Source organism: Stenotrophomonas sp. SMYL8 (assembly GCF_036320065.1).
Classification (GTDB): Bacteria; Pseudomonadota; Gammaproteobacteria; order Xanthomonadales; family Xanthomonadaceae; genus Stenotrophomonas; species Stenotrophomonas maltophilia_A.
The window spans coordinates 1-14,483 of sequence record NZ_JAWIRR010000004.1; the positions used below are offsets into that span (position 1 = coordinate 1).

Genomic DNA, 14,483 nt, shown 5'->3' on the forward strand with positions numbered 1-14,483 from the left:
CTGGCCAGAAAGCTGGCCAGGATCGCCTGGGGTGTCTTCAAAAGCGGCCGGGACTTCGATCCGGCCATGCTGAAGGTGGGTCAAGCCTGCTTCCAGCAGGCTTGACCACGAACATAGGATCTCGACTCTACAAAAAAAGCGCCGGGGGATGCCCGGCGCGTTTTCTTACTTGGCTTCGGCCTTGGCCAGCATGTCCTGGACCGAGGCGGTGGTGATCGGGTGGTAGCCCGGCTTGGCCTTTTCGAAGGCCTGCTTGGCCAGCTCCAGCCCCTTCGGGGTCTTCACCAGTTCGGCGTAGATCGGCAGGATCAGCTTGCGACGGCCGACGCGCTCGATGAACGCGGCAGCACCTTCATTGGCCTGCTCGTAGCCGCTGCGGATCGCCAGCGGATACCAGCGCATGGCGATCTCGCCATTCGGGGTGCCGGTGAAGTGGAAGGCCTTGTCCAGCGTGGCCAGCTTGTCCAGCGGCTGGGTCGCGCCCAGGCCGTCGATGAAGCGCACCCATTCCTGCGTGCTCCAGTCGGCGATGACCTGGCTGCTCGGCACGGTGCCGGCGCTGGCAAACGCGATGCGCGCGGTATCGACGCTGCTGAAGTTGCGCGACTGCGCCTTGGCCGCGAACGCCGGGATGCCCGGCTCGTCCAGCCATGCCTTCAGTTCGGCCTCGGTCACTGCCGACGGATTCTTCGGCAGCAGGTTCTTCTTCAGGTACTCGACGAACTGGTCGGTGTTCGCGCTCTGGAAGGCGTGGTCATCGAACCAGCCACGCAGGAACGGATCGAAGGTTTCGCGGCCGAAGCGCTGCTCCAGGAATTCCAGGAACCACGAACCCTTGACGTAGGCGACCTGGCTCAGGGCTTCGTCGGGGTCACGCTCGTTCAGCGGCGGCAGCGCCAGCGCCTGGTCGGCCGGGCTCATGTCCTTCACTTCGGCCAGCAGGTCGGTCTGGTCGATCTGCTTCTCCATCTCGGCCATTTCCTTGCCGTACAGAGCTTCGGTGATGCGGCCCTGGACGTAGGTGGTGAAGCCTTCATTGAGCCAGATGTCCTTCCAGCTGGCGTTGGTCACCAGGTTGCCCGACCAGCTGTGCGCCAGTTCGTGGGCGACCAGCGAGACCAGCGACTTGTCACCGACGATCACGGTCGGGGTGGCGAAGGTCAGGCGCGGGTTCTCCATGCCGCCGAACGGGAACGACGGCGGCAGCACCAGCATGTCGTAACGGCCCCAGCGGTATTCGCCGTACAGCTTCTCGGCGGCACCGATCATCTTCTCGGTGTCTTCGAATTCCTTGGCGGCCTTGTTGACCATGGTCGGCTCGGCCCAGACGCCGGAGCGGCCGGAGATCGGCTCGAACACCAGGTCGCCGGCCGCGATGGCCAGCAGGTAGGACGGAATCGGCTGCGGCATCTTGAAGGTGTAGTCACCGTCACGCGCGGCCTTCGGATCGTTGTCGGCGCTCATCAGCACCATCACGTCCGGGCGCGAGACCACGTGCGCGCTGTAGGTGAAACGCACGCTCGGGGTGTCCTGCAGCGGCACCCACGAACGGGCGTGGATGGCCTGCGACTGGCTGAACATGAAGGGCAGCTTCTTGCCCTCGGTCATCGACGGGGCCAGCCACTGCAGGCCCGAGGCGGTCGGCGCGGTGTGGTAGGTCACTTCCACCTTGGCCGGCTGTTCCGGGGCTTCGATGGTCAGCTTGCTGCCGAACACCTTGTCAGCGGCGGCCAGCTCGAACTTCAACGGGCTGCGCGCGCCATCGGCAGCGACGGCCTCGACCTTGGACACGGTCAGCTCGCGGGTGTCGAGCACCAGCTGCTTGGCGTCCTTCTGCTTCCATTCCAGGGTGTAGGTGGCGGTGCCGCCGATCTGCTTCTGGTCGAAGTCCAGCTTCAGATCCAGCGCGATGTCCTTGATGACGACCTTGTCCGGCTCGGCGTACGAGCTTTCGTCGTGGCTGCGGTTCTCGGCGTTCACGGGGGCGGCGGGGGCCTTTTCGGCAGTCGGGGCAGCGGCGGGCGCGGCCGCCTGCTGGGAGCAGCCGGCGGCCAGGGCCACGGCCAGCGGAAGGAGCATCAGCGGATTACGCATGAATCGGGACCGTTACGGGGATGACCCCCAATGGTAACTCCCTCCGGCTCCGCAGGCGTTGCGCGGTGCGGGGTAATGGCGGCCGGGGCCGATCCTGCGCCTCCGGCGCATGCCAACCAAGGTTGGCTTCTACCGGAATGGCGGCGGACGCGGTACGGGCGGCCGGGGCTGCGCTGCGCCTCGGGCGCATGCCAACCAAGGTTGGCCTCTACCGGTAGGTGCCAACCTTGGTTGGCACGGATGTGTCAGCGCCCGGTGCAGGCGTGTGCCAACCAAGGTTGGCACCTACCAGGGCAGGGCTTACAGCTTGTAGCCGGAGTGGATCGAAACAATGCCGCCGGTCAGGTTCTTGTAGTGGCAGCGCTCGAAGCCGGCCTGCCCCATCATCGCCTTCAGCTCATCCTGCGGCGGATGCTTGCGGATGCTCTCGGCCAGGTACTGGTAGCTGTCCGAATCGTTGGCGAACAGCTTGCCCAGCTTGGGCAGGATCTTGAACGAGTGGAAGTCGTAGATCGGCTTGAACCAGTCCGCGGTGACTTCGGAGAACTCCAGCACGCGGGCCTGGCCGCCCACCTTCAGCACGCGGTACATCTCGCGCAGGCCGGCATCCTTGTCAGTCACGTTGCGCAGGCCGAAGGCGATGGTGACCAGGTCGAAGCTGTTGTCCGGGAACGGCAGGGCTTCGGCATTGCACTGCACGTAGTCCAGGCCGAGCACCAGGCCGCGGTTGGTCAGGCGGTCACGGCCGACCGACAACATGCCGGCGTTGATGTCGCCCAGCACCACCGAGCCCTCGGCGCCAACGCGCTCCTTCAGCAGGGCGGCGATATCGCCGGTGCCGCCGGCCAGGTCGAGCACACGGTCGCCCGGCTTCACCTGCGCGGTCGCCACGTAGTAGCGCTTCCACGCCCGGTGCACGCCCAGGCTCATCAGGTCGTTCATCAGGTCGTAGTTGCGCGCGACCGAGGTGAACACCTGGCCGACCAGCTTCTGCTTGTCCTTGGCGGCGACGTCGCGGAACCCGAAATGGGTGGTACCGGCTTTGTAGGGGGATTCGCTCATGGCCCCGATTATCGCACCGCCGGGGGCCAGCGGCACCCCCTGCCCGTATCATGGCGGGCCACGACTTACCGGAGCCCCGCATGATCACCACGCCCGACTACCAGGCCCTGCTGCAGACCGCCATCGCCGAAGCCCGCCAGGGCCTGGCCGAGGGCGGCGTGCCGATCGGCGCGGCGCTGTACCACAACGACGGCCGCCTGCTCGGCTGCGGCCACAACCGCCGCGTGCAGGAAGGCGACCCGTCGGTGCACGGCGAAACCGATGCGTTCCGCAAGGCCGGCCGCCAGCGCCGCTACCAGGACACCATCATGGTCACCACCCTGGCGCCGTGCTGGTACTGCTCGGGGCTGGTGCGCCAGTTCAACATCGGCACCGTGGTGGTGGGCGAATCGCGCACCTTCCAGGGCGGCATCGACTGGCTACGGGAAAACGGCGTCAACGTGATCGACCTGGACAGCCAGGAATGCGTGGACCTGCTGGGCGGCTTCATTGCGCAACACCCGGAGATCTGGAACGAAGACATCGGTGAATGAACACCACGCAGTGTCCTGTTGAACCCGCTTAATGAACGCTTCAGTGCCGGCACGCCCTAGTGCCGGCAGCGTTTGCGGCCATTGCCGTGAACCCGCGCACAGTCAGCTGCGCAACGCGCACACGCTGCGGTAACACCCTACCCGGCTGCCGCGCCTAGGGTGGGGCTACCGGGACCTTCCTTCCCCGGCGGAGCCAGCCATGTGCGCGCACGCCGTACGCCCCACGCCCGACCCGATCCTTGACGCCATCCGCAAGCGCCTGCAGCAGCAGTTCGCGCTGCATCAGCGTGGCGCCCGGTTCTGGACCGCTTACCAGGGCCTGCAGCTGGAACTGGTGCGCGGCCATCCGCTCGAACACGAACGCCTCTGCAATGCCATGGCCGACATGGCCGAAGAGATGGGCGCGGTCGAGCATGCGCAACTGATAGGCAATCGCAACGCCGGCTCCACATCGCGCTGACGCGGCTTCCACTGCCCCATCGGCCACACTCGGATGAACCCCCACTCCCTTTCCACTCAACCGAACTGGATTGTCATGCACGCTGAAGTCCCCACCATTCCCCCGGTCATCAACGTCGACGCCGAGCTTGACCACTGGCGTCGCCAGCATGCCGACGGCGCACTACCGCACAACTCGTTCGGCTCCTACGTACCGTGGATCAAGTTCGCCTGTGATTCGCTGATCACCCAGCCGCGCGCCAGCAATGCGCAGCGCGACGAGATGTTCCAGACCCAGTACGCCCTGCAGATCATGCCGCGCCTCAGCGAAGCCCAGGCCCGCGAATTCGTCGACCGTTGCTGGCAGCACGTCTACCAGACCAGCCCGGTGCGCCTGCAGGACGCCCCGCGCCTGCGCGCCTGAGCTGCCTCGCGACGGCTGCACGGCCCCTGCACGAGCTACTGCCGATCATCCTCGTCACCTGAGTGGGACGACGACGATGAAAGCACGCAATCTGTTCAATACGATCGCCAAGAAGGCCGCGGCCGCCACCGGTTCGCCGTGGACCTTCCTGGCTGCGGTAGCGATCGTGGTGATCTGGGGCATCAGCGGTCCGGTGTTCGGTTTCAACGACACCTGGCAGCTGGTGATCAACACCGGCACCACCATCATCACCTTCCTGATGGTGTTCCTGATCCAGCACACGCAGAACGCGGACACCGCGGCGATGCAGATCAAGCTGGACGAGCTGATCCGCGCGACCAGCGAGGCCAACAACGAGCTTCTGGATCTGGAAGAACTGGACGAGGAGCGGCTGGAAGAAATCCGCCGTGAGTACGAGCAGATGGCCCGCGAAGCCGGCGACGCGCTGGCGCGGGTGCGCGCCTGCCATGCAGCACGGCGCGACGATGAAGCGGTGTAGCAGTTCCTGAAATGACAATGCCGGCCCGCGGCCGGCATTACCCTCGATCTCCAGGTAGGTGCCAACCTTGGTTGGCACAGGGCCAGCCGCCTGCGCTGACGCATCCGTGCCAACCAAGGTTGGCACCTACCAGAAGCACTGCTTACCCGCGCTCGTGCCAGCCGCCGCCCAGCACCTTGTACAGGGTGATGCGGTTGGCCTGCTGGGCCAGCTGCGCCTGCAGCTGGGTCTGCTGCGCGTTGTAGGCGGTACGCCGCGCATCAAGCAGGGTCACGAAGCTGTCCAGGCCTGCGTCGTAGCGCGCCTGCGACAGGCGGTTGGCCTGTTCGGCCGCTTCCACCAGGCGCTGCTGTGAACTGACCTGCTCATCCAGGCTGACATTCAATGCCAGCGCATCGGCCGTTTCGCGGAAGCCCACCTGGATCGACTTCTCGTACTGCGCCAGCGCGATGTCACGGTCCGCATTGGCGATGGCCAGGTTGGCGCGCAGCTTGCCACCCTGGAAGATCGGCAGCGTGATCTTCGGCAGGAAGCTCCACACGCGGGTGCCACTGTCGAACAGGTTGGACAATTCGCTCGAACCACTACCGATGCTGCCGGTCAGCGAGATGCTCGGGAAGAACGCCGCGCGTGCCGCACCGATGTTGGCGTTGGCCGCCAGCAGCTGGTGTTCGGCGGCCATGATGTCCGGGCGCCGCAGCAACACGTCGCTGGGCAGGCCGGCCGGCGGCGGTGCCAGTGCCAGCAGCTGCGGTTCGATGCTGTCCGGCAGCAGTGCCGGATCCAGCTGGCCACCGGCCAGCAGCGCCAGCGCGTTGCGGTCCTGGGCCAGCTGGCCACGCAGGCGTGCAGCATCCGTACGTGCGGTCTCGACCAGGGTACGGGTCTGGGTCAGCTCCAGCGCCGAACTGCCACCACGCTCGTGGCGGGCCTCGGCCAGGCGCAGCGAATCCTCGTAGGTCTTCAGCGTGGCATCGGCGATCTTCAGCCGCTGCGCATCAGCCCCGTAGGTCAGCCACGCCGTGGCGGTCTCGGCCACCAGGCTCAGCTGCGCGTTGCGGCGGTTGGCGGCCACGGCGAAGTACTGCTGCAGCGCCGCTTCGCTGAGATTGCGCACGCGGCCGAACAGATCCAGCTCGAACTCGGCTACGCCAACACCGGCGGTGAACTGCTCGGTGACACCGGCGTCGGTACCACGGCGGTCCATCTGGCCGGTGACGGCCACGCCGGGCACACGGTCGGCGCGCTGTACGCGGTACTGGCCGCGCGCGCGTTCAACGTTGAGTACGGCCACGCGCAGGTCGCGGTTGTTCTGCAGCGACTGGTCGATCACCTGCTGCAGGCGCGCATCGGTGAAGAAGTCGCGCCAGCCGACGGCGGCGACATCGGCCACCTCGCCCTGCGCGGCCTCGGCCGGCCACTGCGCCGGAATGGCCGGAGCAACGGCGGTGTTCTTCGGCACCAGGGTGGAGCAGCCGGCGAGCGCGAGCGCGGCGGCAATGGAAAGAAACAGGGATGCACTTTTCATGGGAATGACTTCCATCGGTACTGCCGGATGGCAGGAGGTAGTGCCGGCCGCTGGCCGGCAACCTCGTTGGATTCACATCACGCGGGCAGTAGGTGCCGGCCAGCGGCCGGCCCTACCGTTTCAGGTCACGTCGTGGACTTGCGCTTGAACACGCGCTGCACCACCACGAAGAACAGCGGCACGAAGAACACGCCGAGCACGGTGCCGACGATCATGCCGCCGAGCACACCGGTGCCGATCGCCTGCTTGGCACCGGAGCCGGCACCGGTGGAGATTGCCAGCGGCACCACGCCCATGCCGAAGGCCAGCGAGGTCATCACGATCGGGCGCAAGCGGTCGCGCACGGCGTGCATGATCGACTCGATCAGGCTGGCCCCCTTCTCCAGGTTTTCCTTGGCGAACTCGACGATCAGGATCGCATTCTTGCTGGTCAGGCCCACCGTGGTCAGCATCGCCACCTGGAAGTAGATGTCGCGTTCCAGCCCCTTGAAGGTATTGGCCAGCACCGCGCCGAGGATACCCAGCGGGGCCGCCAGCAGCACCGCGGTCGGCACGCTCCAGCTTTCATACATCGCGGCCAGACACAGGAACACGATCATCAGCGACAGCGTGTACAACAGCGGCGTCTGCGAGCCGGCCTGGCGTTCCTGGTAGGACATCGCCGTCCACTCGATGCCGAAGCCCGCCGGCAGCTGCTTGGCCAGCTGTTCGATCTCGGCCATGGCATCACCGGACGCGACACCCGGGGCCGGTTCGCCCTGGATTTCCATGGCCGACACACCGTTGTAGCGCTCAAGACGCGGCGAACCGTAGTCCCAGTGCTTGGTGGCGAACGCGCTGAACGGCACCATCTCGCCCTTGTCGTTCTTCACGGACCACAGATCGAAGTCCTCCGGCACCATGCGGAACGGCTGGTCGGCCTGCACGAACACACGCTTGACGCGGCCACGATCGACGAAGTCGTCGATGTACGAGCTGCCCCATGCGGCGGCCAAGGTGCCGTTGATCTGGTCGATCGACAGCCCCAGCGAGGTCGCCTTGGCTGCATCGATGTCGATGCGGAACTGCGGCGTGTCTTCCTGGCCGTTCGGGCGCACGTTGGCCAGCTTCTTGCTGCCGGCGGCGAGGCCCAGCAGCTGGTTGCGCGCGGCCACCAGTGCCTCGTGGCCCTGGCCGCTGTTGTCCTTCAGGAAGAAGGTGTAGCCCGACGCGGTACCCAGTTCCGGAATGGCCGGCGGCGGGAAGGCGAAGATGAAGGCATCCTTGATCTGGCCCAGTGCCGCCATGGCGCGACCGGTGATCGGCATCACGCCATTGTCGGCGTCACGCTCGCTCCAGTCCTTCAGCTTGACGAATGCCATGCCCGCGTTCTGGCCCATGCCGGCGAAGCTGAAGCCCTGCACCGAGAACACCGAGTCCACCGCATCCTTCTCGTTCTGCAGGAAGTGGTTTTCCAGTGCCGCGATCGATTCCAGCGTACGTTCCTGGGTGGCACCGACCGGCGCCTGCACCAGCGCCATCAGCACGCCCTGGTCTTCGTTGGGCAGGAACGAGCTGGGCAGGCGCACGAACAGCACGCCCATCAGCACGAACAGTGCCGCCACGATACCCATGAAGCGCCACGGACGGTGGATGATGCCGCGCACGCCGCGCTGGTAGCTTTCGCTGGTGCGGTCGAAGCCGCGGTTGAAACCATTGAAGAAACGACCGGACCAGCCCTTGTGTGCGACGTGGTGCTCACCCTTCTTCAGCGGCTTGAGCATGGTCGCGCACAGCGCCGGGGTCAGCACGATCGCGACCAGCACCGACAGCGCCATCGCCGAAACGATCGTGGCCGAGAACTGGCGGTAGATCACGCCGGTGGAGCCGCTCATGAAGGCCATCGGCACGAACACCGCCGACAGCACCAGGCCGATACCCACCAGCGCGCCGGTGATCTGGCCCATCGACTTGCGGGTGGCCTCAAGCGGCGACAGTCCTTCCTCGGACATGATGCGCTCGACGTTCTCCACCACCACGATGGCATCGTCCACCAGCAGGCCGATCGCCAGCACCATCGCGAACATGGTCAGCATGTTCACCGAGAAGCCCAGCATCGCCAGCACGCCGAAGGTACCCAGCAGCACCACCGGCACGGCGATGGTCGGGATCAGGGTGGCGCGGAAGTTCTGCAGGAACAGGTACATCACCACGAACACCAGCACGATCGCTTCGATCAGGGTCTGCACCACGCCCTTGATCGACACGCGCACGAACGGGGTGGTGTCGTACGGGATCTCGGCCTTCAGGCCTGCCGGGAAGAAGCTCTTCATGTCCTGCAGCGCGGCATCCACGCCGGCCGCGGTATCCAGCGCGTTGGCGCCGGTGGCCAGGGTGACCGCCAGGCCGCTGGCCGGCTGGCCGTTGTAGCGGGTGACGAAGTCGTAGGACTCTGCACCCAGTTCGACGCGGGCGACATCGCCCAGGCGCAGTTCGGCACCGTCCTGCGCACCGCGCACGATGATGTTGCGGAACTGTTCCGGGGTCTGCAGGCGCGACTGCGCATTGATGGTGGCGTTGAGCTGCTGGCCCTTGATCGACGGCGCGCCGCCGAGCTGGCCGATGGCCACCTGGGCGTTCTGTGCCTTGACTGCTGCGGTCACTTCCGCAACCGACAGGCCGTAGGTGTGCAGCTTGTTCGGGTCCAGCCAGATACGCATGGCGTACTTGCCACCGAACACCTGGATGTTGCCCACGCCCGGCACGCGGCTCAGACGGTCGACGACATTGGAACCGACGTAGTCGGCGATGTCGTTGGCGTCCATGCTGCCGTTCTCGGACACGAACGCGATGACGTTCAGGAAGCCCGAGCTGGACTTGGCCACGTTGATGCCCTGCCGCTGCACTTCCTGCGGCAGCAGCGGCATGGCCAGCTGCAGCTTGTTCTGCACCTGCACCTGGGCGATGTCCGGGTTGGTGCCGCTCTCGAAGGTCAGGGTGATGGTGGCCTGGCCGTTGGACGAGCTGTTGGAGGAGAAATAGATCAGGCCATCAAGGCCCTTCATGTTCTGCTCGATGATCTGCGTCACCGAGTCCTCGACCACCTTGGCCGATGCACCCGGGTAGGTGGCGCTGATTTCCACCGCCGGAGGTGCGACGTTGGGGTACATCGAGACCGGCAGCTTGAACAGGGCCAGGCCGCCGGCGAGCATGATGATGATGGCGATCACCCATGCAAAGATGGGTCGATCGATGAAAAAGCGTGCCATGGGGTTCTCCGCTTACTTCGCGTCGCCGGCCGGAGCGGCAGGCTGGGCGGCCGCTGCCGGCTTGGCCGGAGCAGCGCCCTTCTCGGTGGCCTTGACCGGCATGCCGGGGCCGATCTTCTGCAGGCCTTCGACAATCACCTTGTCGCCGGCCTTCAGACCGTCCTCGACCAGCCACTTGTCGCCGACCGTGCGGCTGACCTTGACCGGGCGCACTTCGACCTTGTTGTCCTTGTCGACCACCATCGCCGAGGTGTCACCCTTCGGATCGCGGGCGATGCCGGCCATCGGCACCAGCACTGCATCGCTGCGCACGCCGCCGCCGATCACCGCGCGCACGTACGTGCCCGGCATCAGCAGGCCGTCCGGATTGTCCACCTTCACGCGCAGGCCGAAGCTGCCAGTGGCCGGGTCGACGCTGACTTCGGAGAACTCCAGCGTGCCCTTGTGCTCGAAGGTGCTGCCGTCTTCCATCAGGATGCTGACCGGCAGCGTCTGGTTGTCCTGCAGGCGGCCCGCGGCCAGCTCACGGCGCAGCTGCAGCAGCTCGGCCGAGGACTGGGTCAGGTCCACATAGATCGGGTCCAGCTGCTGCACGGTGGCCAGCGCATTGGCCTGGCCGGCGCTGACCAGCGCACCCTGGGTGACGCTGGACTTGCCGATGCGGCCGCTGATCGGCGCGGTGATGCGGGCGTAGCCCAGAGTGACGTTGGCCGCATCCAGCGAGGCCTTGGCGGCGCCGACGTCAGCCTCGGCCTGCTTCTGCGCGGCCACCGCGTTTTCCAGGTCCTGCTGGCTGACCGCATCGACCTTGGCCAGCTCGGTGATGCGCTTGGCGCTCAGGCGCGCGGCGTTGGCGGTGGCCTCGGCACGCGCCAGCTGGGCACGGGCACTGTTGGCCTGTGCGCGGTAGCTGGCGTCCTCGATCTGGTACAGCGGCTCGCCGGCCTTGACCATGCCGCCCTCGGTGAACAGGCGCTTGGCGACGATGCCGTTGACCTGCGGACGCACTTCGGCGACCAGGAAGGCGTTGGTACGGCCCGGCAGCTCGCGGGTCAGGCCCACGGTCTCGGACTTCAGCGTGACCACGGTAACGTCACCCGGGCCCTGTTCGGGGGCCTGGGGTTGGCCGCCGCAGGCAGCCACGGTCGCGGCGATTGCCAGCGACAGTGCAAAGGGTCGGATTCGGCTCAGCAACATGACGGAAAGGCTCTTGAAGGAAAGGGTCTCAGCCAGCGCTGATACGGCGGACCCTCCACCAGCAAAGGTGAAGACCGTGCGAACAGCGCCCACCCGGGTGGAGTGGGAGCCGGACCGGCCTGCCACGCACACGACGGGAATGATGGGTGCGAAATATACATACATGCTTGTTTGTTTGTAAACCGGTACAATTCAGCCACGTTTCACCCGCACTCGTACCCACACCCATGGCCCGCAAGACCAAAGAGGACACCCAGGCAACCCGGGAAGGCATCCTTGACGCCGCCGAAGCCTGCTTCCATGAACACGGCGTGGCCCGTACCACGCTGGAGATGATCGGTGCCCGCGCCGGCTATACCCGTGGCGCGGTCTACTGGCATTTCAAGAACAAGAGCGAGGTGCTGGCCGCGATCGTCGAGCGCGTGCACCTGCCCTTCATGCAGGAACTGGAGCGCACCTCCACCGACCAGCGCGATACCCCGGTGCACGACCTGCGCGCGGTGATGATCCACTCGTTCATCGAGCTGTCCGAGGACGAGCGCCTGCGAAAGACCATGGAGATCATGCTGCGCAGCGATGCCTCGGCTGACACCAAGGTGCTGACCGAAATGCAGCAGGCCGGTTTCCGCGATGCGCTGGACCGGATGGAGCGCGCCCTGCGCCGTGCCCGCGATCTGGGCCAGCTGCGCGAGGGTGCCGACCCGAAGATCGCCGCGCGCATGCTGCATGCCACCGTGCTGGGCGTGCTGCACGGCGCGATGGTCGAACCGGAACTGATGGACCTCAAGCGCGACGGCATGCTTGCGCTGGACATGACCCTGGCCGCCTAAGTGAAAGAAGGCGTGTTCGTGCCCGGGACGGTGCCCGAGCCGCTGCCCGAAGCGTGAGTAGAGCTGCTGCCGCCACCGCGACACTCATCTGAGGACGGACCCATGATCCTGGACAACGTGGTGTGGGGCTTCATCGGCTGCGGCAGCGTCACCGAGAAGAAGAGCGGACCGGCTCTGGCCAACACGCCGGGCTCACGGGTGGCGGCGGTCATGCGCCGCAATGCGGCGTTGGCCGAGGATTATGCGCGGCGCCATGCGATTCCCCGCTGGTACGCGGACGCCGATGCACTCATCGCCGACCCGGAAGTGAACGCGATCTATGTTGCGACGCCGCCCTCCACGCACATGCACTACGCATTGCAGGCGATTGCCGCGGGCAAGCCGGTCTACATCGAAAAGCCGATGGCCATGGACCACGGCGAGTGCCAGCGCATCATTGAAGCCAGCGCGCGCAGCGGCGTGCCGGTGTTCGTGGCCTACTACCGTCGCGCCCTGCCCCGCTTCGCGCAGGTGAAGCAGCTGCTGGACAGCGGCGCGATCGGCACAGCGCGCAGCGTGCGCGCCACCCTGCACCGGCCGCATTCGGCGAATGCCACATCGCCGGACTTCTGGCGGACCAACCCGGCGATCGCCGGCGGCGGGCTGTTCGTCGATCTGGGCTCGCATACCCTGGACCTGCTGGATCATCTGCTGGGGCCGCTGAGCGATGTGCGTGGCCTGGCCAGCTCGTTGACCGGCGCCTACGTCGCCGAGGACAGCGTCTCGATGTGCTTCCGCACCGGGACGGGGGCGCACGGCATCGCGCAATGGAGCTTCTGCGCGTTCCGCCGCCAGGATGAGATCGAGATCACCGGCGACCGTGGGCAGCTGCGCTTTGCCACCTTCGAGGACGTTCCGGTGGAGCTGGAAACCGAAACCGGCGTGCAGAGGTTCGACATCCCGAACCCGCCATCGATCCAGCAACCGTTGATTGCCTCCCTTGTGGACGAATTGCGCGGCAACGGCCACTCGCCATCGAACGGCATCAGCGCCGCCCGCACCAGCGCGGTGATCGACCAGGTGCTGCAGGCCTACCGCACACGGCACTCGCGCTGACTGCCAAAGCAGAAGGCCGCCTTTCGGCGGCCTCATGCTTTGCAGCGTCGGGCGTTACAGGATGTAGCGGCTCAGGTCCGGGTCCTGCACCAGCTCACCCAGATGTGCATCGACGTAAGCGCTGTCGATGGCCAGGGTTTCGCCGTCGCGGTCCGGTGCCTCGTAGCTGAGCGAATCCAGCAGCCGCTCCAGCACCGTATGCAGGCGACGGGCACCGATGTTCTCCTGGCGCTCGTTCACCTGGAAGGCGATCTCGGCCAGACGATCGATGGCGTCAGCAGTGAAGCTGACCTTGACGCCTTCGGTGGCCAGCAGCGCTTCGTACTGTTTGGTCAGCGCGGCCTTCGGCTCGGTCAGGATGCGCACGAAATCACCCTTGCTCAGCGCACCCAGCTCCACGCGGATCGGGAAGCGGCCCTGCAGCTCCGGAATCAGGTCGCTGGGCTTGGCCAGATGGAACGCGCCCGAAGCAATGAACAGGATGTGGTCGGTCTTGATCGTGCCGTACTTGGTCGACACGTTGGAGCCTTCCACCAGCGGCAGCAGGTCGCGCTGCACGCCTTCGCGAGACACGTCGCCACCACCGACGTTGTCACCACGCTTGGCGACCTTGTCGATCTCGTCGATGAAGACGATGCCGTGCTGCTCGCAGGCCTCGATCGCGGCAGTGCGGATGTCGTCCTCGTTGACCAGCTTGCCGGCTTCTTCCTCGATCAGCAGCGGACGCGCGGCCTTGATGGTCAGCGTGCGCTTGTGCGCCTTGGCGCCGCCGCCGAGGTTGGCGAACATCGACTTCAGCTGCTGGCCCATTTCCTCCATGCCCGGCGGGGTCATGATGTCCATGCTGACGTTGGCAGCCAGGTCGAGCTCGATCTCGCGCTCGTCCAGCTCACCGTTGCGCAGCATCTTGCGGAACTTGATGCGGGTCTCGTTGTCCTGCGCCGACGGCTCATTGCGGGCGACTTCCGGATCGAAACCGATGCCACCGCTGCGGCGCGGCAGCAGCGCATCGAGGATGCGGTCTTCGGCGCGCTCCTCGGCCTGGGTACGCACGCGCACCTTGGCCTGTTCGCGGTACAGCTTGACCGCGGTATCGGCCAGGTCGCGGATGATCTGCTCGACGTCCTTGCCGACGTAGCCGACTTCGGTGAAGCGGGTGGCTTCGACCTTCACGAACGGTGCGTTGGCCAGCGTGGCCAGTCGACGCGCGATCTCGGTCTTGCCGACGCCGGTCGGGCCGATCATCAGGATGTTCTTCGGCATCACTTCATTGCGCAGCTCGGGCACCAGCTGCATGCGGCGCCAGCGGTTGCGCAGGGCAATGGCCACGGCGCGCTTGGCGTCGTGCTGGCCCACGATATGCCGGTCCAGTTCCTGCACGATCTCGCGCGGGGTCATGGTGGCGGAGGAAACTTCGATCTTCGACATGGATGTGCTCACGGATTCATTGTCGGTAGTGCCGGCCACTGGCCGGCAACCAGGCACGCGTGCGGGGGATCATGAGGTTGCCGGCCAGCGGCCGGCACGACCCTCAC

At 66.1% G+C, this 14,483-nt stretch carries 12 protein-coding genes; 6 read left to right on the plus strand and 6 right to left on the minus strand.

Annotation, left to right across the window (positions count from 1 at the left end):
* Positions 1-165 precede the first annotated feature (165 nt).
* Positions 166-2,094, minus strand: a complete 1,929-nt coding sequence (locus V3B25_RS05030; RefSeq protein WP_182266720.1) for a M1 family metallopeptidase — start codon at positions 2,092-2,094, stop codon at positions 166-168.
* A 300-nt stretch (positions 2,095-2,394) separates the two neighbouring features.
* Entirely contained in the window at positions 2,395-3,156 is a 762-nt protein-coding gene (gene ubiE / locus V3B25_RS05035; protein ID WP_005411082.1) for a bifunctional demethylmenaquinone methyltransferase/2-methoxy-6-polyprenyl-1,4-benzoquinol methylase UbiE, read from the minus strand.
* An 80-nt stretch (positions 3,157-3,236) separates the two neighbouring features.
* Between ubiE and V3B25_RS05040 the strand changes: the two genes are divergently transcribed.
* The 4 genes from V3B25_RS05040 to V3B25_RS05055 all read left to right on the plus strand — a co-directional run bounded on the left by V3B25_RS05040 (position 3,237) and on the right by V3B25_RS05055 (position 5,050).
* A complete protein-coding gene (locus V3B25_RS05040) occupies positions 3,237-3,689 on the plus strand; it encodes a nucleoside deaminase (RefSeq protein WP_005411083.1) in 453 nt (150 codons plus the stop codon).
* A 199-nt stretch (positions 3,690-3,888) separates the two neighbouring features.
* Entirely contained in the window at positions 3,889-4,149 is a 261-nt protein-coding gene (locus V3B25_RS05045; protein WP_329810246.1) for a hypothetical protein, read from the plus strand.
* A 75-nt stretch (positions 4,150-4,224) separates the two neighbouring features.
* Positions 4,225-4,551 carry a hypothetical protein gene (locus V3B25_RS05050; RefSeq protein ID WP_014038526.1) on the plus strand — a complete coding sequence of 109 codons (327 nt, stop codon included), beginning with the start codon at positions 4,225-4,227 and terminating at the stop codon, positions 4,549-4,551.
* 76 nt (positions 4,552-4,627) lie between these two features.
* Positions 4,628-5,050, plus strand: coding sequence for a low affinity iron permease family protein (locus tag V3B25_RS05055; RefSeq protein ID WP_049421389.1), 423 nt, complete (start codon positions 4,628-4,630; stop codon positions 5,048-5,050).
* 142 nt (positions 5,051-5,192) lie between these two features.
* On the opposite strand, the gene smeF is transcribed toward V3B25_RS05055, so the two are convergent.
* The 3 genes from smeF to smeD all read right to left on the minus strand — a co-directional run bounded on the left by smeF (position 5,193) and on the right by smeD (position 11,023).
* Positions 5,193-6,593: a multidrug efflux RND transporter outer membrane subunit SmeF gene (gene smeF / locus V3B25_RS05060; protein WP_152905184.1), complete on the minus strand. Its 1,401-nt coding sequence runs from the start codon at positions 6,591-6,593 to the stop codon at positions 5,193-5,195.
* A gap of 110 nt (positions 6,594-6,703) precedes the next feature.
* Entirely contained in the window at positions 6,704-9,826 is a 3,123-nt protein-coding gene (gene smeE / locus V3B25_RS05065) for a multidrug efflux RND transporter permease subunit SmeE (protein WP_049399247.1), read from the minus strand.
* A gap of 12 nt (positions 9,827-9,838) precedes the next feature.
* Positions 9,839-11,023 (minus strand): multidrug efflux RND transporter periplasmic adaptor subunit SmeD, encoded by a 1,185-nt coding sequence (smeD, locus tag V3B25_RS05070; RefSeq protein ID WP_032129008.1) that lies wholly within the window; start codon positions 11,021-11,023, stop codon positions 9,839-9,841.
* 227 nt (positions 11,024-11,250) lie between these two features.
* Between smeD and smeT the strand changes: the two genes are divergently transcribed.
* Positions 11,251-11,853 carry an efflux transporter SmeDEF transcriptional repressor SmeT gene (smeT, locus tag V3B25_RS05075; protein ID WP_329810250.1) on the plus strand — a complete coding sequence of 201 codons (603 nt, stop codon included), beginning with the start codon at positions 11,251-11,253 and terminating at the stop codon, positions 11,851-11,853.
* Between the two features lie 102 nt (positions 11,854-11,955).
* The gene (locus V3B25_RS05080; RefSeq protein ID WP_329810252.1) at positions 11,956-12,948 is read left to right on the plus strand and encodes a Gfo/Idh/MocA family oxidoreductase; all 993 of its coding nucleotides are present in this window, start codon (positions 11,956-11,958) and stop codon (positions 12,946-12,948) included.
* 54 nt (positions 12,949-13,002) lie between these two features.
* Here the strand turns inward: V3B25_RS05080 and hslU are convergent, their stop codons facing one another.
* Entirely contained in the window at positions 13,003-14,376 is a 1,374-nt protein-coding gene (gene hslU / locus V3B25_RS05085; RefSeq protein WP_014038532.1) for an ATP-dependent protease ATPase subunit HslU, read from the minus strand.
* Positions 14,377-14,483: the final 107 nt, after the last annotated feature.